A 19135-nucleotide genomic window follows, 5' to 3' on the forward strand; every position below is an offset into this window, starting at 1 on the left:
GTAGAAGGACATGGCACAGGCCCCCAAACATCTGAAAATCGGCGTTTTTCTCGCCGGCACTGGTCATCACGTCGCATCCTGGCGTCACCCTCATGCGCAAACCGACGGCAGCATGAACCTCGCCTATTTTCAGCAACTGGCGCAAACAGCCGAACGCGGCAAGCTGGATATGCTGTTTCTCGCGGACAGCCTGTCGATCAGTCCCGACTCCCATCCGAATGTGCTGGCACGCTTTGAACCGTTTACGCTGTTGTCGGCGCTGTCTGCCGTCACTTCGAAAATCGGCCTGGCCGCCACAGCATCTACGACGTACAGCGAGCCTTTTCATATCGCCCGCCAGTTCGCTTCGCTCGATCACATCAGCAACGGCCGTGCAGCGTGGAATGTCGTCACCTCCTCGATCGAATCGACGGCCTTGAACTTTAGCGGAGAAAAGCATCCCGAGCACAGCCTGCGCTATCAGCGCGCAGAAGAATTTGTCGAGGTCGTAAAAGGACTGTGGGATTCCTGGGAAGACGACGCCCTCATTCGCAAGCAGGAATCCGGCGTTTTTTTCGATCCGGCCAAGTTGCATGAGCTGCAGCACCGCGGCGAGTTCTTTTCCGTTCGCGGACCGTTGAACGTAGCCAGACCGCCCCAGGGGCATCCCGTCATCATTCAGGCAGGGTCTTCCGAGCCCGGTCAGCACCTGGCCGCCCGCACAGCGGAAGTCATTTTCACGGCGCAAAACAACTTGCCGGACGCCCAAGCCTTTTACCAAAGCGTGAAGGCAAAAGTCGTCTCCTACGGCCGCTCTCCTGACGAGGTGAGCATCATGCCGGGAATCTTCCCGGTTCTCGGCGATACGGAAGAAGCCGCACAGGCCAAATTCCAGCAGCTTCAAGAGCTGATTTTGCCCTCTGTCGGGTTGAAAATTCTTTCCAGCTATCTCGGCGGCTTCGATCTGACGCCGTATCCGCTCGACGGTCCGCTGCCAGACATCGACATCCCGGAGACGAACAGCGTAAAAAGCCGCTTCGAGCTGGTGCTGAACCTGGCGCGCCGGGAAAAGCTGACGATCCGCCAGCTTTATCAGTACATCGCCGGATCGCGCGGCCACCACATCTTTGTCGGGACGCCAGAGCAGCTTGCGGACAAGATGGAGGAATGGGTGCAGCAAGGCGGCTGCGACGGCTTCAATCTGATGCCGCCTCTTTTGCCAGAGGGTCTGGACGTGTTCGTCGATGAGGTCGTGCCGCTCCTTCAGCAGCGCGGGCTGTTCCGCACCGAATACGAAGGCAATACGCTGCGCGAGCATCTCGGCTTAAAGCGCCCTGCCAATCGTTATACGAACCGGCAAGCCAACGGGACACACGTATCCAGCTAAAACATAAACGCCGCAAACGGCCAGCCGATGCCGACAAACGTATCGCCTGGACCCGTTTGCCGCGAGAAGTGCGAGGGAGACAACATGACAACAACTTTCCGTCTGGCAACCGCTGACGATGCAGCAGAGCTGCTGGACCTGACGCTGCGAGCCTACGCTCCCATCCGCGAGTTGGGCATTCACTTTGCCGCAGCCACAGCCGACCTGGCACTCGTCCAGAAAAATATCCACAACAACGCCTGCTACGTCCTGGAGGAAGCTGGGCGGATTCAGGCAACCGTCTCGCTGCGCATGCCTTGGGGACCTCAGCCCGGACCGTTTGGCCTTCCCCATATATGGTGGTTCGCCGTCGATCCGGCCATCGGCAAAAAAGGCGTCGGCTCCACTCTCTTGACATGGGTGGAGGAAAGCATTGTCCGGGATACATTGAAGGCTCCTGCCGTATCGCTCGGCACGGCCGACAAGCATCCGTGGCTATCCGCCATGTACGAGCGCAGAGGCTATGTGCGTGCCGGAGAAGCCGATCTCGGCCGCGGCCACACGACGATCTTTTTCCGCAAAGAGCTGTACACGCCACTGCCATAGCTCAACGGGCGCAGCACTCCCCCAAAAAATCAACCAACTTGGAGAGATTCACATGAAAAAACATAAAGGCATCCTCGCGATTACACTCGGCCTCTCCCTCCTGCTCGCTGCCTGCGGCAGTGGCGGCGAGCAGGCTGCATCAGGCGCCCAGGAGGAAAAAGTTTTACGCGTAGGCGCAACAGGCCAAAGCTACCCGTTCGCTTACAAGGAAGGGGAAAAGCTGCAAGGCTTCGACGTCGAAGTTGCAGAGACAATCGCAGCGAAGCTCGGCTACAAAATCGAATGGCACCTCGCCGAGTTCAGCGGCGTGATGGGCCAGCTTGAAACAGGCCGGATTGATACGGTCGCCAACCAGGTAGCCGTGACGGATGAGCGCAAGCAGAAGTTCAACTTTTCCCAAACCTACGCTTACGCCGGAACGCAAATCATCGTCAAAAACGACAACAACGACATCCATTCCGTCGCCGATCTGAAAGGAAAAACCGTCGGAGCGGTGCTCGGCTCGAACCATACGAAAAACTTGCAAAAACAGGACCCGAACAACGAAATCAACATCCGCACCTACGAGACGCAAGAAGGCACGCTCAACGACGTCGCCTACGGCCGGATCGACGCCTACATCAACGGACGCAGCGTGCTCCTGGCGCAAATCGAAAAAACCGGGCTGCCGCTGAAGCTGGCCGGAGATCCGATCACCTATGAGGAAGTAGCCTTCCCGTTCCCGAAAGACGAGAAACACGACCAACTGCGCACAGAGTTTGACAAAGTGCTCACAGAGCTGCGCGATAACGGCACCCTGAAGCAGCTCTCAGAAAAATATTTCAAGGCTGATGTTACGGCGCCAATCCAGAAATAGGCGGTGCGTGCACGATGAATTTTGACGGGCAATACATGCTAGAGGTTTTCCCTACCTTGCTCAAATATTTGCCGCTCACATTGGTAATGGCGGTCGTCGCGATGATTTTCGCCATTGCCATTGGGCTTGTGCTCGCTCTCATCACGAAAAACCGGGTACCCGTGCTCTATCAGCTCGCCAACGTGTACATTTCCTTTTTTCGCGCCACGCCTACGCTCGTTCAGCTTTTTCTGATCTACTACGGCTTGCCGCAGCTTTTCCCGTCGTTTAGCGCGATGAACGCCTTGACGGCAGCGATTATTGGCTTGAGCATCAAAAATTCGGCTTATTTGGCGGAGATTTTCCGTGCCGCCCTGGACTCTGTCGACAACGGCCAGCTTGAGGCGTGTCTGGCTGTCGGCATGACCAAGGCCCAGGCGTACCGTCGCATCATCCTCCCGCAAGCGACACGCAATGCCATCCCCGCCTCGGGCAATACGTTTATCGGGCTGGTGAAGGAGACGTCTCTCGCCTTTACGCTCGGGGTCGCCGAGCTGTTCGCCCAAGGAAAAATGATGGCGTCTGCGTCGCTGAAGTTTTTCGAAATCTACCTCGCCGTCGCGATTGTGTACTGGGCGTTGACGATCGTCTACAGTCTCCTGCAGGAATGGCTGGAAAAACGACTGAGCAGGCCATATAAAAACTAGCGAGGGATTGCCATGATTAAAGTAACGAATCTGCGCAAGCAGTTTAACGATCTGGTCGTGCTGGACGGCATCGACATCGAAGTGGCGCAGGGCGAGGTCGTCGCCATCATCGGCCCTTCCGGCTCAGGAAAATCAACGCTTTTGCGCTGCCTCAACCTGCTGGAAAGCCCGGACGCCGGACGAATCGAAATCGGGCAGGCCACACTGGACGCCCAGAAATACTCGCGCAAGGAAGCGCACCACCTGCGCCAGCAGACCGCGATGGTTTTTCAAAACTACAACCTGTTCAAAAACCGGACCGCGCTGCAAAACGTCACGGAATCGCTCATCATCACGAAAAAGATGAAGCAGAGCGAAGCGGACAAAATCGGCAGGGCGCTTCTGGAGCAGGTCGGTCTGGCGCACAAGGCCGACAGCTACCCGATCACCTTGTCAGGGGGCCAGCAGCAGCGCGTTGCCATCGCCCGCGCGCTCGCTGTCGACCCGCATGCGATTTTGCTCGATGAGCCGACCTCCGCGCTCGATCCCGAGCTGGTGGCAGAGGTCCTGCAAGTCATCAAGGCGATTGCGGAAAAGCGCACGACCATGCTGATCGTCACGCACGAGATGGCTTTTGCCCGCCATGTAGCGGATCGCATCATTTTCATGGCGGATGGCAAAATCGTCGAGCAAGGAACCCCCGAAGAACTGTTTGACCGCCCGCAAAACCAGCGCACGCAGCGGTTTTTGCTGCAAATAAACGCCCCGGCCTCCTTCATCTCGTAGGCGGGGAAAGGGAGTGGCCCTACCGTGACACATGTACATGCGAGCACAGGACGAGACAGACGGCTGACAGAGAAGCTGGCTGATCTCGTCGTTTCTTCTCGCCCGGAAAACGACGCTGCCGCCATGGCAGCAGCGCGGCTGGGAATTCTGGACTACCTGGCTGCCAGCTTTGCCGCGCGCGAGGATGCGGGCCTGGCGAAGCTGTGGAGCATTACCGAAGCAGAAGGCGGCCGCGCCGAAGTTCCTGTCATCGGGCAACAGCGCAAGGCCAGTTTTCTTTCGGCTGCCCTGTTGAACGGCTACATCGGGCACGCGCTCGATTTTGACGACGTGCATTCCGATGTGCGCGGCCATCCCAGCACAGTGATTTTGCCTGCGCTCATCTCCGTGGCCGCCGTGTCTTCCGTCAGCGGCCAGCGGTTTCTCGCCGCCTATGTCATCGGCGTCGAAGTCATGGCCCGTCTCGGGCGCGCGATTGGGGACGCCCATTACATCAAAGGCTGGCACAATACGTCTACGCTCGGGGTGATCGCAGCCGCAGTTGCGGCAGGCTACGCCAAAGGCTTTTCTGCCGAACAGTTACAAAAAGCGATCGGCTTTGCCGCCACCCAGGCGAGCGGCCTGCGCGCGCAATTCGGCACGGAAACAAAGCCGCTGCACGCAGGGCTCGCCGCCCAGTCTGCCTTGCTTGCAGTCAGACTGGCGGAAGCAGACTTCGGAGGCAGCTCGCAGGCGCTGGACGGGAAACACGGCTTTTTTGCCGTCTACGGAGATCCCGAGCTGGCAAACTCCGTGCTGCTGCAAGACTGGGGCGCCTCCTGGCGAATCGTCACGCCGGGACTCTGGTTCAAAATTTATCCGTTTTGCTCCGCTGCCCATCACGCTGCGGACGCGGCTGTTCGCCTGGCGGCGCGCCACGCCTTTGCGCCTGCTGAGCTGGAGGCGGTTCGCATCATTTTTCCTCCCGAGGGGGACGCTGCGCTCGTCGAGAGAGAGCCGCGCACGGGCGAGCAAGGGCGCTTCAGCGTCGAGTATGTGGCGAGCCTCGCTTTGCACAGACGCTCGCTGTCTTTGGAAAGCTTCACGGCAGCGCCGATTGCCCCGGACATTCTCGCCTTTTTGCCGCGTGTACAGCGGGCCTACGACAGCCAGATCGCGCCCGCGCCGGAAGCGGTGCCCAAAGGGCGTTTTACCATCGTCGAGATCACGACAAAAGCCGGACAGGTGTATCGCGAGCGCGTCGATCGTCCGCGCGGCGCTCCGGGCAATGCGCTGACCGCAGCAGAAGTGCAGCAAAAGCTCGCTGACGTGCTGACAGCCGATCCCACGCTTGCCGAGCGGTTGGCGAGCACGACTGCCTCGCTCGCGTCAGAGGCCGATACGGCACACCTCTTGGCGCTGCTGGCATGAACAATGCATTGCCGATGCACATGCAAATATGCAAATAACCCCGGGAGCACATCTGCTGTTCCCGGGGTTTGCTATGTCGTCCTACATCAAAAGCAGCGGCACGACTTTTCCTGCATTCACATCAATCAGGCCCAAATCGGTCAGCTTCAGCGCAGGGCTGACTGGCAGCGAATGCGTGCTGATCGACATGATTGGGTTGTAGTGCTCGTACCCGAGCGATTCCATGGCCCGGCGCAGCTTCTCGACTTCCTTCGCCGTCTTCTCCAACGGTTCCTCTGTCAAAATACCGCCGACAGGCAAGAGCAGGTTGGCGATTACTTTGCCGTCCTCGACTACGCAAAAACCGCCCTGGTTGCGGATGACCTCGTTGGCTGCCACCATCATGTCGTGCGGATTGTGGCCGACGACGAGCAAGTTGTGGTTATCGTGCGAATAGCTGGTCGCTACCGCTCCGCGCTTGATCGTGTCGCCGCTGATTAGCCCGTAGCCGCGGTTGCCGTTTTTGCCGTAGCGCTCAAAGACCGCGATCAGGCCGTACGGGCTTTCTTCCCAGCACACCTTTCCTTCCCGCACCTCGACGATCCCGCGGTGATCCTCGGTAAACGTCGAGCCATTCTGGACGAGCATGACACGGCATGGATAGCGGTTGTCCGGCGCATCTGTAGTGACCTGGAAGTCGCTCTCTGTGAGCGGCGACAGCTTGATGCTCTCGTAAAAATGCGCCGGGAACTGCTTCGTCCGCGCGACCTGACGGTATTGTTCGCGGGCGTCGAACGCTTTTTGCCCGTTTTTGTACACTTGCTCAATCACAAGCTCGCGCAAATCCGACACGAGTACAAAATCGGCAATCTTGCCCGGAGCAATCGCCCCGCGATCCGTCATGTTCATGCGTCTTGCTGGTGTAAACGTACTGGCGTAAATAGCGCGCTCCGGCGGCATGCCCATGCCGATCGCCTTTTTCACGATATGGTTCAGATGGCCGCGCTTGTACAGCGAGTCGGTCATCACATCGTCCGTCACAAAGCAAAAATGCTCGGAAACATCTTCGCGGATCAAGTAGTCCATGACTTCTTCTGTCATTGACTTTTCCTGAATCTCCAAAAACATGCCCGCCGCGATTCTCGCTTCCATACCTTCCGCCGTCTGGTGCGTATGGTCGGAGTCCACGCCCGCGTAAATGACGCGATGCAAATCCAGGTCAAGCAGCTTCGGCACGTGCCCCTCGACGACCAGCTTCGGATACGTTTTGCGAATGTGCTCCAAAATCCGGTTCGTTTTGCAGTTCTCGTCGCGGATGATATCCACGTAGTTCATGATCTCGCCCATGCAGACGATGTCGCCGGAGGCCAACAACTCGTCCATGTCGGCAATTTCCACGGACCCTCCAGTCGTCTCCATCGAGGTCGCCGGAACAGAGCTTGGAATCGCGTACTTCATGTCTACTACGCAGTCCTGGCTGGCGCGGATCATTTCCTTGACCCCTTCGATTCCGAACACGTTCGCCATCTCGTGCGGCTCCGGCACGATCGTCGTCACTCCGTTTTGAATCAATCCGTAAGAAAACGTCTCCGGGGTTACCATCGTGCTTTCGATATGCAGATGGATGTCGACCAGGCCGGGGATCATGTAGCGGCCTTGGCCGTCGATGATCTCGCTCGCTTCAAACGTCTCGGCATTCCGCTCGCCGATGTAGAGAAAGCGCCCGTCCAGAACCGCGACATTTCCTTCCCGGAACTGTTTGAAATAGCTGTTGAACACTTGTACGTTTTGAATCAATAAATCAACCTTCACAAAAAGCCCTCCTGTCTTTAGTCCACGAGCACCACTTTGTCTTTCGGGAACAGCAGGTTGACCTTTTGGCCGCTCCGATAAGGGGTCTCCATTTCCTGGTTGACGGTAAAGTCGCCCAGCTCTGTTTCCACGACGTACTGATAGCTGCGGCCCAAAAACGTGCTGACTTTGACGCTGCCGTGCAAACGGTTCATGCCTGGCTGATCGGCCTCTTCGGTCGTCACCAGCAGATCGTCCGGACGCATCGCGCATTTTTTGCCGGTAGGACTTGCTGTTCCAGGGTGCTTGGCTGCTACGAACTGATGGCCGCCCACGCGCAGTCCGATCTCTCCGTTCGCTTCCGTGCGCTCGGCGAAGTCGATGAAGTTGGTAAAGCCGATAAACCGCGCGATAAACTCGGTCTTCGGATATTTGAAAATCGTCGCCGGGTCGTCCAGTTGCTCGATAATTCCTTTGTTCATGATCGCCACCTGGTCGGAGATGGAGAAGCACTCCTCCTGGTCATGCGACACGTACACTGTCGTAATGCCCAGCTCCTGCTGGATGCGGCGAATTTCCACGCGCATGTTGATCCGCAGGTTCGCATCGAGGTTGCTTAGCGGTTCGTCGAACAACAGCAGATCAGGCTGAATCACCAGGGCACGGGCAATCGCCACGCGCTGTCTTTGCCCGCCGGACAGCTCCTTGGGGAACCGTTTTTCAAAACCGCCAAGACTGACAACCTCCAAAATTTGCAGGACACGCTGCTTGACCTCTGCTTCATTCACCTTGCGCAGACGCAGGCCGAACGCCACGTTGTCGAAGACGGACAAGTGCGGAAACAAGGCGTAGCTCTGAAACACAAACCCGAAGTTGCGCTTGTTGACCGGCACCCGCGTATAGTCCTTGCCGTCAAACAGGAAGCGGCCGTCCTTTGCTTCCAGAAACCCCGCGATCAGGCGCAGCGTCGTCGTTTTGCCGCAGCCGCTCGGCCCCAGCAGGGAGATGAGCTGGCCCTTCTCGATATTCAGATTGAAGTTTTGCAAAATGTACTGATTGTCATAGGCAACCGATACGTTTTCCAGCGTGAGCAATGCCATATGTTTGATGCCTCCGTTATCGTTTTGTAAAGTAGGAAAGCCCCATCAATCGTTCGATGATGAACATGAGAACAGCCGTAATCATCATGAGCACGACAGAAATGGCAGCGATCGTCGGGTCGAAGTTGTTTTCCACGTAAGTCAGCATCTGGATCGGCAGCGTGCTTACTCCCGGTCCGGTCATGAACACAGAGATATCGACGTTGTTGAAAGACTCCAGAAAAGCAATCAGAATCGCCGCAATAATTCCGGAGCGAATGTTAGGCAAAACGACCTTGAAAAACGTCTCCAGCCGGCCAGCGCCGAGACTGAGCGCCGCCTCTTCAATGGCGAAATCGAAGTTGGACAGGCTGGACGCGATGACGCGAATGATAAAAGGAAGCATCAGCACCGTATGGCCGACGAGCAGCCCGGCGTAAATCGGCAAATGATAGACGACAATGACGTATTTCAGCATGGCAAAGCCCATGACAATTCCCGGAATCAGGACAGGCGAGATGAAAATGCCGTTCAACAGCCCTTTGCCGCGAAACTGGAAGCGGCTGAGCGCATACGCCGCCGGAATCCCGAGCAAAAGCGCCAGCAGATTGCCCAGTAACGATACGAGCATCGACGTCTGGAACGTCGTCATGAACATTTCTACGTTAAAGATGTTTTCATACCAGCGCAGGGAGAAGCCTTCCGGCGGGAATTTCAGGACGCTCCCAGGCTCAAACGATGTAAAGGATATGATAATGAGCGGCCCGAGCAAAAAAGCAAAGACGAGAAGGGTAAACAGGGCCAACCCGCGATTTTTTTCCTGCATAGCTTCTACCCCTTCGGATTTAGTTTCGTCGCCAGCTTGTTCATGAAGGAAATGACGACAAACGTAATGACGATCATGATCGTGGCAATGACCGAAGCCATGTACCAGTCGTTTAGCGTAATCGCGTTCTGGTAGAGAAACGTCGAGATGACGCGTTGCTTCCCGCCCAGCAGCGCAGGTGTAGTGTAGGCGGTCAGGCTGCCGACAAACACGAGAATGCTGCCGATGATAAGCCCTGGCACACTAAGCGGTACAATCACCTGGCGGAACGCCGTAAATTTGGACGCGCCCAGGCTTTCGGCCGCTTTGATTAAATCCGGGTCGATGTTTTCCATCACGCCCACCAGCGTAATGATGATGAGCGGCAGGAACAGATGGATCAGACCGATCATCATCGCAGTCGGGGTGTACAAGATTTCCAGCGGTTTTTCAATCAGTCCGATCGACAACAGCGAGCTGTTCAGCAAGCCTTTTTTGCCGAGAATAATCATCCAGGAAAACGAGCGCACGACAGAGCTGGTCAGCAGCGGGAAAATCGCCAATGCCAGCAAAATCCCCTTTTTGCGCGGGCCTAACTTGGAAATGTAGTACGCAGCCGGAAAGCCGAGCAGGATGCAGGCAATGGTCGTGACGAGACTGACCTGCAGCGTCGTCAGCAAAATTTTCATGAAATACTTGTCCGTCAAAAACTGCATGTAGCCTTGCAGGGTAAAGCTTCCTTCATGGAAAAACGTGGACGCAATCGTCAGCACGATCGGAATGACCATGAACAGCGTCAAAAACAGCACACCAGGCAGCAGCAATAAATAAAGACCCTTTTTTCTCATTCAATTAACTCCTGTTCACGGTATCGTCAGGCTTTCAATGCGCCGAGAAAACGCGCAAAGAACGCATCTGCATCTACGTCCAGACAGACGTTCATGTTGGGTTCTTTTTTCAGGCGGTTCTGAAAGTCGCAAACCGTTTGCCCGTCACAAAGCTCGCTTTTCGTTTCGATATCGACGTACAGCTTCTTCGTCGTCACCAGCGAGCGGTCGAGCGCGACCGCAACAGCCAGCGGATCGTGCATGGCGCAGGCGCGCACGCCGTTGCGTTCAAAGTAGCGGTCCAGGTAATCGGACGTGCTTTGCTTCACGTAGCGGCCGATGGGCGTATCGCCCAGTTCCTTGATATGTTCTTCGGTAAGCAGGACTCGTCGTGTGACATCCAGCCCGACCAATGTCAATTGCGGAAATCCGGCGTGAAACACTACCTTGGCTGCTTCCGGATCGACGTACATGTTGTACTCCGCCACCGGGGTCACATTTCCGTGCTCGGTCAATACCCCGCCCATAAAAATGACTTCCTTCACCTGCTTGACCAGCTCGGGGCACCTTCTGACAGCCAAGGCCAGATTCGTCAGCGGCCCTGTCATGACAAGCGTGACTTGCCCGGGACGAGCCAGCACTTGCTCGCAAATGAAATCAGGCGCAAAGCCTTCCCGCGGCTGCGTCAGCACCTCCGCATCCCGCAGTGCCCCGCCAAGCCCGTCCTCGCCATGAATGCGATGCTCGAAAAACAACGGACGAAAAAGCGGCTGGGAGGCTCCGCGTACGACAGGAATCGTTGCTCCCACTTGCAGGAAATCGAGAATTTTGCACGTATTTTCTGTCGCTTTGCCAAGGGATACGTTGCCGTTTACGGTAGTGATTCCGATCAATTCACATTGACCGCTCTTGATAGCCAAAATAATTCCCAGCGCGTCATCAATTCCGGTATCGACATCAAGAATGATTTTTTGCTCCACGAGTGGTCCTCCTTCAGTTGAAACAAACAAGGGTATATCCGCCTGACGTCTATACCCTTGTCCTGTTTCAAGCGCTTGTTATTGGGTAATTTCGCGGTTCCAGCGATCAATCCACGCCTTGGAATGCTCGTTGACGAACTTCATGTCCAGCTTGCGCAGCTTGTTCACTGTCTCTTCGCCGTAAGTCACGCCTTTTGCTTCTTCGGCTGTCAGCTCCACAGACGTGTTTACAGGAGAGTCTACTTTTGCTTTCGCTGTTTTCTCCTGAACTTCCTTGCTCAACTGATAGTTGATGAAGTCCTCGGCCAGTTGCTTGTTTTTGCTGCCTTTGACGATGTTGACGGTGTTCATTACGGCGTAGCCACCGCTTGCCGGAGCGACGAATACCGCTTCTGGCACGGCTGCCTGGATGTCTTTGAAGTACATTTCCATGATCGGACCCACTGCGATTTCTTCCTGGCTGAACATGTTCACGTACTCGGAAGTTTTGTCGTAATACTTCACAACGCCTTTATTCGCTTCTTTCATTTTTGCAAACGCCTGGTCTTCGTTAAACTCTGCGCTACCTGCTACCATCGAAGCGCTGTCGAGAATCATCGGGCCTGTGGTGGACGTGATGTTCGGCAGTGTCAGCTTGCCTGCCAACTCAGGGCTCCACAGGTCTTTCCAATCTTTGATCTCGGTTGTGACCAGCTTCGGATTGTAGGCAATCCCGAATTGTCCGATCGTGTAGGCTGGACCGTAGTCCTCGCCCAGCGGCGCTTTGGCGATATCGTAAATCTGGTTCAGGTTCGGAATGCGACTGCGGTCGATTTTTTCAAATACGCCGCTGTCGATTCCTTGCTGCGCATAGTAGTCGGAGAGATAGATCAGATCGACGTCGGAACTGCCTTGGCGGATTTTGTTCAGACGCTCGGCGTTGTTTCCGATTTCGAGCACGATTTTCACGTTGTGCTCTTTTTCAAATGGTTCGTAGATTTCTTTGCGGAAAAAGTCTTCAGAAAAGCCCCATGTAGAGATTACCAGCTTTTGCGGCTCGCCTTTGGCAGCTTCGCCTGCTGCTCCCTCCTGCGTTTTGTCGCTGCTGCCGCAGCCTGCAAGCACCAGAGACAGCATGGAAGCAGAAAGTATTCCTGTCAGCATTTTTTTCATCGTAATGTTCCTCCCGTTCGGCTTATAAATGACGAATGATTCCATCTCATAGAATGAAGTGTTTTCTCGTTTTTATACTGCGTGTCGTGAAACCCCCTACTGTTTCCCTCGTTCGGTGATTTTATTCATCAACCACCCCCTTTGCAAAGCGTTGAGAAGCTGAAAAAGAAAAAAGAAAAGCACCCTTGAATAGAACGATACATTCTAAACAAGAGCACTTTTCTTCGTAAACAAAGAGAAGCGACACCCGTTTCACACCATTTTCACGGTCTTCCCTTGAGATAAATCAAAAGGGAAAATCCGAACGAATGGGGCAAGTATTTAATTTTCCGAGCCGCTCACAATCACATTCGTGATCGCCCACTGCGTAGGCGCGTCATAGTCTCTTAGCACAGCTTCCAGCTTCAGACCCATCTCTTCTTCCAGCCGTTCTTTCAGTTTCCTCTTATAAAGAAGAGACATGCGAAAATCGACTTCGAGCTTCAGGGCCGGGGCTTCGCCTTCAAGCGCGGCAGAGCGCGGTGAACGGCGATGCTTGGCGTGGAAGGTAATCAACTGATTCTCAATGGTCACTCTCAGCAAAGTCGTTCCAAATCCGAACAACTCTTTCGCTATCTCATTATAAATGGCAGACAGCTTTTTTCTCGTTTCATTCGTGTCTGTTAAACTCATGACATCACCCGCGAGAGCTGTTATCGGATTCGTTGCTCCCATTATACATATGATTTCTGGCTAGAGCAAGCAAACATTCGTATTTAGATCATTTTTACATTTTTCAGTCAAAAATTCGTTCGGAAAAACAATTGACAGGTCGAAATCGGCAAGCTATAATCCAACTAACCTAATATGAATTGTAGGCAATTTGCTTTGACCGAATTTCATAAGCCACTTCTCTTATAAAGAGAGGTCGAGGGACTGGCCCTATGACACCTCGGCAACCTATCCCACCGATATGGTGCCAAATCCAGCGGAAATCAATTCCGACAGATAAGAGAGGCATTGACCACTGTGAATGTTGCATGCGCAGTTACAAGCCTCTTCTTAGCGGAAGAGGCTTTTTGTTTTCCCGGTTACTATTTTCAAGATATACAAACACCAAAGAAAAGGGGAATTTTCATGAAAAAAACAGGCTTATTTCTCACTTCGCTTCTGCTAGCTGCTTCTCTCGTTACGGCGTGCGGCGGCAAACAGGAAGCGGCTCCCGCAAACGGTGGAGCTGCTGCTGAACAGCAAACCAAAATCAAGGTCGGCGTGACAGGCGGCCCTCACGAAGAAATTTTCAACAAAGTAAAAGAAGTCGCCAAAGGCCAAGGAATCGACGTGGAGCTGGTCGTGTTCAACGACTATGTGCAACCGAACCAGGCTCTCGATAAAGGCAATCTCGATATGAACAGCTTCCAGACCATCCCGTTCCTGGCCAAGTTCAATCAGGACCACAAAACCAAAATCGTCGAGATCGGCAAAGGCGTAACCTTCCCGATGGGGCTCTACTCCACCAAGCATAAAAAAGTAGAGGACATCCCGGAAGGCGGCGTGGTCGGCATCCAAAACGACCCGACGAACCGCGCCCGCGCTCTGTTGCTCTACCAGGCTGCCGGACTTATCAAGCTCAAAGACGGCGTGAAAGACAACGCGACTCCGCTGGACATCGTGGAAAATCCGAAAAAACTGCAATTCAAGGAGCTGGAGGCAGCGTTTTTGGCTCGCTCGCTCGGCAACGTGGAAGTCGCTTCGATCAACACCAACTTCGCCATGGAAGCAGGCTATTCGCCGAAAAAAGACGCGATCTTCTCGGAAACGTCTGATTCTCCTTACGTCAACATCATCGCCGTCAGAGAAGCAGACAAAGACAACCCGACCTACAAAAAGCTCGTGGACATCTACCGCTCGGAAGAAGTGAAGAAGTTTATCGACGAACACTTTGAAGGAGCCGTGCTGCCGTCCTGGTAAAAACATGCCGGGAACAACCGACAACAAGGAGACACTCGTGATGATACAGCTAACTGATATTCATAAAACGTACAAGGTAGGAGCCAGGCAGGTCGAAGCCTTGAAGGGCGTATCTCTGAACGTGGAAAAAGGGCAAATCTACGGCGTGATCGGCTTTAGCGGAGCGGGGAAAAGTACCCTGCTCCGCACGATCAACCTGTTGGAAAAGCCGACGAGCGGCTCCGTAGTCGTCAACGGGCAAAATCTGCTTGAGCTGAAGGAAAAAGAACTGCGCCAGGCGCGCAAAAAGATCGGCATTATTTTTCAGCACTTCAATCTGCTTTCCTCCTACAACGTCTTTGACAACGTGGCGGAAATATTGCGGATGAACCGAGTGCCAAAGGACGTTATCAAGCGCAAGGTAGAAGACTTGCTGCGCCTCGTCGGTCTGGCGGACAAGGCAAACGCCTATCCTTCCCAACTGTCCGGCGGGCAAAAGCAACGGGTAGGCATTGCCCGGGCACTCGCCACCGATCCGGAAATTTTGCTGTGCGACGAAGCGACATCTGCTCTCGACCCGCAGACGACCGAATCGATCTTGGAGCTTTTGCTCGACATTAACCGCAAGTTCAATCTGACAATCGTGCTGATTACCCACGAAATGCAGGTTATCAAAAAAATATGCGACCAGGTCGCGATCATGGAAAACGGCGTCATCATCGAGCAAGGGACTGTGCTTGATATTTTCAGCAATCCGCAGCAGCAGACGACGCGCAATTTCATCAAGACGATTTTTGACGATGAAGTGCCGGGTGAAATTTTGGCCAAAATCAAGCCGTCCGGGCCTGTCTCGAAAATACTTCGCGTAGCTTTTCGCGGGGATGCCGCGCTCGATCCGGTGCTCGGCACGCTGTCCGCGCGTTTTCCGGTCAGCACCAACTTGCTGTACGGCTCGATTACTTCCATTAAAGGAACGGCGCTGGGCATTCTGCTGCTGCATATCTCCGGGGAGGAACGGGCGATTGAGGACGGCATTGCTTTTCTGCGCGAATCGGTTTACAGAGTGGACATCGTCGAACGAGAGGAGGGCACGCACTCATGGACCGCCTTACTGAAATGATTCCTGTCTTCGGACAGTCCTTGCAGGAAACTGTCATCATGGTGGGCATCGCGCTGTTCATTGCGACGCTCATCGGCATTCCGCTGGGGATTCTTCTCGTCGTTACCCAGGGCAACCATCTGTTTCCGAACAAATTCATCTACCACGCACTCAATACGATCATCAACATCGTGCGCTCGCTGCCTTTTATCATCCTGATGGTCGCGATCATCCCGTTCACCGAGCTGATCGTCGGTACCTCCATCGGCATCGAGGGCGCCATCGTGCCGTTGATCGTCTACACGGCTCCTTATATTTCCCGCTTGATGGAGACGGCGCTGCACGACGTGGACCGCGGCGTCATCGAGGCGTACCAGGCCATGGGAGCCTCGCGCCGACAAATTATTTTTCGCATCATGCTGCGCGAGGCAAGACCGGGCATCGTGCTCTGCCTGACGATTGCCACCATCGGCCTGATCGGCGCGACCGCGATGGCCGGAGCCGTCGGAGCGGGCGGGCTGGGCGATCTGGCGCTGCGCTACGGCTACCAGCAATGGGATATCGAGGTCATGATAATTACCGTCATCATCCTCGTCGTTTTGGTGCAACTGATCCAGTCGCTCGGCAACTGGGCGGCTCGCAAACTGAAAAAAAGCGCATAGCGAGAAAGCCCTTGGCTGCTGCTGCACGTCAGGGGCTTTCGTTTTGTTTTCTTCTTCCATCCAGCAATGTTCACCGAATGTTTGGTGGAAAAGCTCCAAATATTCATGTACACTTATATGTAACTCAATGAATAGAGAGGGGCTACTCAAATCACATGAAAAAACTCATCATGCTGTTGGTCGCCGTTATGCTCGTACTCGCTCCTGGCGGATTCACAGATCACGCCGATGCAAAAGGCTACAAGTCTGGCAAAAAGTCGTTCAATTCCAATACAGCTCCAACGAACACGCAAACTCCAACCAAAGCCGATTCGAATGTAAATGCCTCTACCAATAAAAGCACGACAACCAATACACCGGCAACTGCTGCTCCGACCAAAAGCAGCGGCGGCTTCATGAAAGGCCTTCTCGTCGGTGGACTGGCTGGATTGCTGTTCGGTAGCCTGTTTGGCGACATGGGAGCTTTGGGCGCAATCTTCGGCTTCCTGATTAACATGCTGGCGATTGTGGCTGTGATCGTCCTGATCCGCAAAATCTTCGTCTACTTCAAAACGCAACGCGCGAAGAAACAGGAACTGAACGCATGGAAAAGATAACATTTTCGGAGCAAATGCTCATCAACGCCATCTGCCTGCATGTGGCGAGCAAAAAGCAAGTTCAGCCGCAAGACGTAGAAGTTGAGCTGATGTGGGACGAAGACTACGGCTTTTCCGCTGAAGTTTACGCCAACGGTCGCAAGCAGGTGTTCGTCGAGATCAACCTGATCGAAGCCATCCGCTTCTATCTGGAGACGCAAATGCAACGCAACCCGTACTCTGCGGGTATCGAGCTGGTACTGGATGACGAGGAAGGCATCATCGCCCACATCACGTACCAAAGCTAGTCGCCTATTTTCATAAGCTTGTTATTCCCAAGCCAATTTGCTCACACTAGAGAGCAGGTTGGCTTTTCTCATGCCTCGATTGCACGCGATCAAGCGATCAAGTATTGAAATTGCCTGCATTCCGTTATATACTTTAATGAAAATGATTATCATTGTCTGCTTTTACTCATACATGTACATACTTTCCTATAAAGGAGTTGGCCTATTGTGGAACGCTTATACACGCAAAAGCTGGACATCGGTTACGGCGAGCTTTCCATTGTCAAAGACCTGAATATCAGCATCCCTTCCGGCAAAATCACCGCGCTGGTCGGCGCAAACGGCTCGGGCAAATCGACTATCCTCAAAACATTGGCCCGGATCATGAAGCCGTCAGGCGGACAGGTGTTTCTGGACGGGAAGTCTATCCATCAACAGTCGACCAAAGAAGTCGCCAAGCAACTGGCGATTCTTCCGCAGAACCCAACTGCTCCCGATGGATTGACCGTGTCTGAGCTTGTTACCTACGGCCGCTTCCCGCATCAAAAAGGCTTCGGCTCCCTGACCAAAGAAGATAAGGAAATCGTCCAATGGGCCATTTCCATGACGGGTATGGTCGACTTCTACGACCGTCCTGTAGACCAGCTCTCCGGCGGTCAACGCCAGCGCGCCTGGATCGCCATGGCTTTGGCGCAAGGGACCGACATTCTGTTCCTGGATGAGCCGACCACCTTCCTCGACATGGCACACCAGTTGGAAGTGCTCAAGCTGCTGCAAAAGCTGAACGAGGAAGAAAACCGCACGATCGTCATGGTCGTCCACGATTTGAACCATGCGACACGCTACGCCCAGCACATGGTGGCGATCTCTCGCGGCACCGTCATGGCAGAAGGTACTCCGGCAGAAGTCATGACTCCCGAGATGTTGCGCAAAGTATTCAACATCGAAGCAGACATTTTGACCGACCCGCGCACAGGCGTGCCGCTTTGCCTCCCTTACGAGCTGAGCCATGCCGTTGAAAACAAGCAACCTGCATCCAGCCCAGTTCAACCAGCCGCCCAAGCGGTGCAAGAAGAAGAACGCAAGCTGGTCGGCACTCGTTAATTTTCTCTATCATCGACAGCACAAGCCATTCTCCTGATCGGCCAAAAGGAGAATGGCTTTTTTGGTGCAAAGAAAAACAAGCAAGCAGCCCGGGGCTTGATCTGCCCCGGGCTGCTGCCTATCTGTCAACGAGGTTTGATTACCACTTGATGTCTTTCAGGATTTCATCAGCCATGTTCGCTGTAGACACCAGTCCGCCACCGGACAGGTACCAGTAGTTGGCATCCAGGTAAATGATGTTGCCGTTTTTGAACGCTTTGGTGTTTTTCACCAGGTCGTTTTCTACCGCTTCTTTTGCTGCGGCAGAAACGCCTTGGTTTCCGGAGATTACGCCGCGGTCTACGACAAACAGGTAGTCAGGGTCTTTCTCTGCCACGTACTCAGCCGATACGCTTTGACCGTGTGTTGAAACTTCAATGTTTTTGTCTACAGCAGCAAAGCCAAATACGTCATGCAAAATGCCGAAGCGGGAACCAGGACCGTAAGCGCTCAGCTTGCCTTCGTTCACCAGAACGATCAGCGCGTTTTTGCCGCTTGCAGTCGCTTTTTCATTCAGTTGCTTGATAGAGTCGTTGATTTTTGCCAGTTCTTCGTCTACTTGCGCTTCTTTGCCGAAGATAGTGCCGAGAGTTTTCATGTTCTCGGTGAAGGACTCCATGTACTTGGTCGTATCTACACCCAGGAAGATGGTTGGGGCGATTTTGTTCAGTTCTTCATAAGCGTCTTGCTGACGGCCGGAGATGAAGATTACATCCGGTTTCATCGCGTTGATTTTTTCAAAGTCAGGCTCTTTCAGGCTGCCGATGTTGGTGTATTTCGCGTCCTTGAACTTCTCCAGGTAAGGAGGAATGCTGGATTGCGCTACCCCTTTCACTTCAATGCCCAGTTTGTCCAGGGAATCGAGTACACCGTAGTCAAAGACTACTACGTTTTGCGGGTTCTTCTTCAGTTTTGCCTCGCCCAATTTATGTTTGATCGTGATTTCTTCGGATTCCTTCGCGGCGCCGTTGGAAGCCTCTGACGTTTGGGAAGGAGCTGCACTATTGGAGCCGGAACCGCATGCCGCTGTAAAGACTGCCAACAGTACGGCCATGAACAGCACAAGGATTTTTTTGTTCATTTCTCTCACCTCTATAAGTTTTTTAATATATATAAAATTATTGATAGCTTGCTGATGAACCCCCTTGCATGCCATCAA

General features: G+C 54.0%; 20 protein-coding genes and 1 riboswitch. Of the genes, 12 read left to right on the forward strand and 8 right to left on the reverse strand.

Annotation, left to right across the window (positions count from 1 at the left end; all coding sequences use genetic code 11):
- Positions 1-10: 10 nt before the first annotated feature.
- The 6 genes from AC3WQH_RS09700 to AC3WQH_RS09725 all read left to right on the forward strand — a co-directional run bounded on the left by AC3WQH_RS09700 (position 11) and on the right by AC3WQH_RS09725 (position 5668).
- Positions 11-1366 (forward strand): LLM class flavin-dependent oxidoreductase, encoded by a 1356-nt coding sequence (locus AC3WQH_RS09700; RefSeq protein WP_005830119.1) that lies wholly within the window; start codon positions 11-13, stop codon positions 1364-1366.
- Between the two features lie 84 nt (positions 1367-1450).
- Positions 1451-1951 (forward strand): GNAT family N-acetyltransferase, encoded by a 501-nt coding sequence (locus AC3WQH_RS09705; RefSeq protein ID WP_005830121.1) that lies wholly within the window; start codon positions 1451-1453, stop codon positions 1949-1951.
- Between the two features lie 52 nt (positions 1952-2003).
- Complete coding sequence (locus tag AC3WQH_RS09710; protein WP_007778352.1) at positions 2004-2807, forward strand: amino acid ABC transporter substrate-binding protein; 804 nt, start codon at positions 2004-2006, stop codon at positions 2805-2807.
- 14 nt (positions 2808-2821) lie between these two features.
- Entirely contained in the window at positions 2822-3493 is a 672-nt protein-coding gene (locus AC3WQH_RS09715) for an amino acid ABC transporter permease (protein WP_026557632.1), read from the forward strand.
- Positions 3494-3505: 12 nt separating this feature from the next.
- Positions 3506-4258, forward strand: coding sequence for an amino acid ABC transporter ATP-binding protein (locus AC3WQH_RS09720; protein WP_005830126.1), 753 nt, complete (start codon positions 3506-3508; stop codon positions 4256-4258).
- Positions 4259-4282: 24 nt separating this feature from the next.
- A complete protein-coding gene (locus AC3WQH_RS09725; protein ID WP_310670407.1) occupies positions 4283-5668 on the forward strand; it encodes an MmgE/PrpD family protein in 1386 nt (461 codons plus the stop codon).
- Between the two features lie 81 nt (positions 5669-5749).
- Here the strand turns inward: AC3WQH_RS09725 and AC3WQH_RS09730 are convergent, their stop codons facing one another.
- The 7 genes from AC3WQH_RS09730 to AC3WQH_RS09760 all read right to left on the reverse strand — a co-directional run bounded on the left by AC3WQH_RS09730 (position 5750) and on the right by AC3WQH_RS09760 (position 12953).
- Positions 5750-7459, reverse strand: coding sequence for an adenine deaminase (locus tag AC3WQH_RS09730; RefSeq protein ID WP_005830130.1), 1710 nt, complete (start codon positions 7457-7459; stop codon positions 5750-5752).
- 17 nt (positions 7460-7476) lie between these two features.
- Positions 7477-8538: an ABC transporter ATP-binding protein gene (locus AC3WQH_RS09735; RefSeq protein WP_005830132.1), complete on the reverse strand. Its 1062-nt coding sequence runs from the start codon at positions 8536-8538 to the stop codon at positions 7477-7479.
- Between the two features lie 16 nt (positions 8539-8554).
- The gene (locus AC3WQH_RS09740; RefSeq protein ID WP_005830134.1) at positions 8555-9343 is read right to left on the reverse strand and encodes an ABC transporter permease; all 789 of its coding nucleotides are present in this window, start codon (positions 9341-9343) and stop codon (positions 8555-8557) included.
- A gap of 5 nt (positions 9344-9348) precedes the next feature.
- On the reverse strand, positions 9349-10170 hold the full coding sequence (locus AC3WQH_RS09745; protein WP_005830136.1) for an ABC transporter permease: 822 nt from the start codon (positions 10168-10170) through the stop codon (positions 9349-9351).
- Between the two features lie 26 nt (positions 10171-10196).
- Positions 10197-11129 carry a nucleoside hydrolase gene (locus AC3WQH_RS09750; protein WP_025848090.1) on the reverse strand — a complete coding sequence of 311 codons (933 nt, stop codon included), beginning with the start codon at positions 11127-11129 and terminating at the stop codon, positions 10197-10199.
- A 78-nt stretch (positions 11130-11207) separates the two neighbouring features.
- Positions 11208-12281 (reverse strand): ABC transporter substrate-binding protein, encoded by a 1074-nt coding sequence (locus AC3WQH_RS09755; protein ID WP_005830141.1) that lies wholly within the window; start codon positions 12279-12281, stop codon positions 11208-11210.
- Between the two features lie 321 nt (positions 12282-12602).
- Positions 12603-12953: a hypothetical protein gene (locus AC3WQH_RS09760; protein WP_025848092.1), complete on the reverse strand. Its 351-nt coding sequence runs from the start codon at positions 12951-12953 to the stop codon at positions 12603-12605.
- 219 nt (positions 12954-13172) lie between these two features.
- A riboswitch (SAM riboswitch) is annotated at positions 13173-13275 on the forward strand.
- A 122-nt stretch (positions 13276-13397) separates the two neighbouring features.
- On the opposite strand from AC3WQH_RS09760, the gene AC3WQH_RS09765 reads away from it, so the two are divergent.
- The 6 genes from AC3WQH_RS09765 (at position 13398) to AC3WQH_RS09790 (ending at position 17937) form a co-directional block, all read left to right on the forward strand.
- Complete coding sequence (locus tag AC3WQH_RS09765) at positions 13398-14231, forward strand: MetQ/NlpA family ABC transporter substrate-binding protein (protein WP_005830145.1); 834 nt, start codon at positions 13398-13400, stop codon at positions 14229-14231.
- A gap of 40 nt (positions 14232-14271) precedes the next feature.
- The gene (locus AC3WQH_RS09770; RefSeq protein ID WP_005830147.1) at positions 14272-15330 is read left to right on the forward strand and encodes a methionine ABC transporter ATP-binding protein; all 1059 of its coding nucleotides are present in this window, start codon (positions 14272-14274) and stop codon (positions 15328-15330) included.
- The gene (locus AC3WQH_RS09775) at positions 15309-15971 is read left to right on the forward strand and encodes a methionine ABC transporter permease (RefSeq protein WP_007778332.1); all 663 of its coding nucleotides are present in this window, start codon (positions 15309-15311) and stop codon (positions 15969-15971) included. The genes AC3WQH_RS09770 and AC3WQH_RS09775 overlap by 22 nt, the downstream gene beginning before the upstream one ends.
- A 155-nt stretch (positions 15972-16126) precedes the next feature.
- Complete coding sequence (locus AC3WQH_RS09780) at positions 16127-16567, forward strand: hypothetical protein (protein WP_005830151.1); 441 nt, start codon at positions 16127-16129, stop codon at positions 16565-16567.
- Positions 16555-16854, forward strand: a complete 300-nt coding sequence (locus tag AC3WQH_RS09785) for a YxcD family protein (RefSeq protein ID WP_005830153.1) — start codon at positions 16555-16557, stop codon at positions 16852-16854. Before AC3WQH_RS09780 ends, AC3WQH_RS09785 begins: the two co-directional genes overlap by 13 nt.
- Positions 16855-17061: 207 nt before the next feature.
- Positions 17062-17937: an ABC transporter ATP-binding protein gene (locus tag AC3WQH_RS09790; protein WP_197187421.1), complete on the forward strand. Its 876-nt coding sequence runs from the start codon at positions 17062-17064 to the stop codon at positions 17935-17937.
- Positions 17938-18076: 139 nt separating this feature from the next.
- On the opposite strand, the gene AC3WQH_RS09795 is transcribed toward AC3WQH_RS09790, so the two are convergent.
- Positions 18077-19057 (reverse strand): siderophore ABC transporter substrate-binding protein, encoded by a 981-nt coding sequence (locus AC3WQH_RS09795; RefSeq protein ID WP_005830156.1) that lies wholly within the window; start codon positions 19055-19057, stop codon positions 18077-18079.
- Positions 19058-19135 lie beyond the last annotated feature (78 nt).

It is taken from the genome of Brevibacillus sp. FW301-21C12A, from assembly GCF_058788915.1.

Excerpts from the sequence above, each read along its gene's own strand:
- AC3WQH_RS09700 (WP_005830119.1), top strand. The coding sequence starts at position 11 with ATGGCACAGGCCCCCAAACATCTGAAAATCGGCGTTTTTCTCGCCGGC.
- AC3WQH_RS09705 (WP_005830121.1), top strand. The coding sequence starts at position 1,451 with ATGACAACAACTTTCCGTCTGGCAACCGCTGACGATGCAGCAGAGCTG.
- AC3WQH_RS09710 (WP_007778352.1), top strand. The coding sequence starts at position 2,004 with ATGAAAAAACATAAAGGCATCCTCGCGATTACACTCGGCCTCTCCCTC.
- AC3WQH_RS09715 (WP_026557632.1), top strand. The coding sequence starts at position 2,822 with ATGAATTTTGACGGGCAATACATGCTAGAGGTTTTCCCTACCTTGCTC.
- AC3WQH_RS09720 (WP_005830126.1), top strand. The coding sequence starts at position 3,506 with ATGATTAAAGTAACGAATCTGCGCAAGCAGTTTAACGATCTGGTCGTG.
- AC3WQH_RS09735 (WP_005830132.1), bottom strand. The coding sequence starts at position 8,538 with ATGGCATTGCTCACGCTGGAAAACGTATCGGTTGCCTATGACAATCAG.
- AC3WQH_RS09740 (WP_005830134.1), bottom strand. The coding sequence starts at position 9,343 with ATGCAGGAAAAAAATCGCGGGTTGGCCCTGTTTACCCTTCTCGTCTTT.
- AC3WQH_RS09745 (WP_005830136.1), bottom strand. The coding sequence starts at position 10,170 with ATGAGAAAAAAGGGTCTTTATTTATTGCTGCTGCCTGGTGTGCTGTTT.
- AC3WQH_RS09755 (WP_005830141.1), bottom strand. The coding sequence starts at position 12,281 with ATGAAAAAAATGCTGACAGGAATACTTTCTGCTTCCATGCTGTCTCTG.
- AC3WQH_RS09760 (WP_025848092.1), bottom strand. The coding sequence starts at position 12,953 with ATGAGTTTAACAGACACGAATGAAACGAGAAAAAAGCTGTCTGCCATT.
- AC3WQH_RS09765 (WP_005830145.1), top strand. The coding sequence starts at position 13,398 with ATGAAAAAAACAGGCTTATTTCTCACTTCGCTTCTGCTAGCTGCTTCT.
- AC3WQH_RS09770 (WP_005830147.1), top strand. The coding sequence starts at position 14,272 with ATGATACAGCTAACTGATATTCATAAAACGTACAAGGTAGGAGCCAGG.
- AC3WQH_RS09775 (WP_007778332.1), top strand. The coding sequence starts at position 15,309 with ATGGACCGCCTTACTGAAATGATTCCTGTCTTCGGACAGTCCTTGCAG.
- AC3WQH_RS09780 (WP_005830151.1), top strand. The coding sequence starts at position 16,127 with ATGAAAAAACTCATCATGCTGTTGGTCGCCGTTATGCTCGTACTCGCT.
- AC3WQH_RS09785 (WP_005830153.1), top strand. The coding sequence starts at position 16,555 with ATGGAAAAGATAACATTTTCGGAGCAAATGCTCATCAACGCCATCTGC.
- AC3WQH_RS09795 (WP_005830156.1), bottom strand. The coding sequence starts at position 19,057 with ATGAACAAAAAAATCCTTGTGCTGTTCATGGCCGTACTGTTGGCAGTC.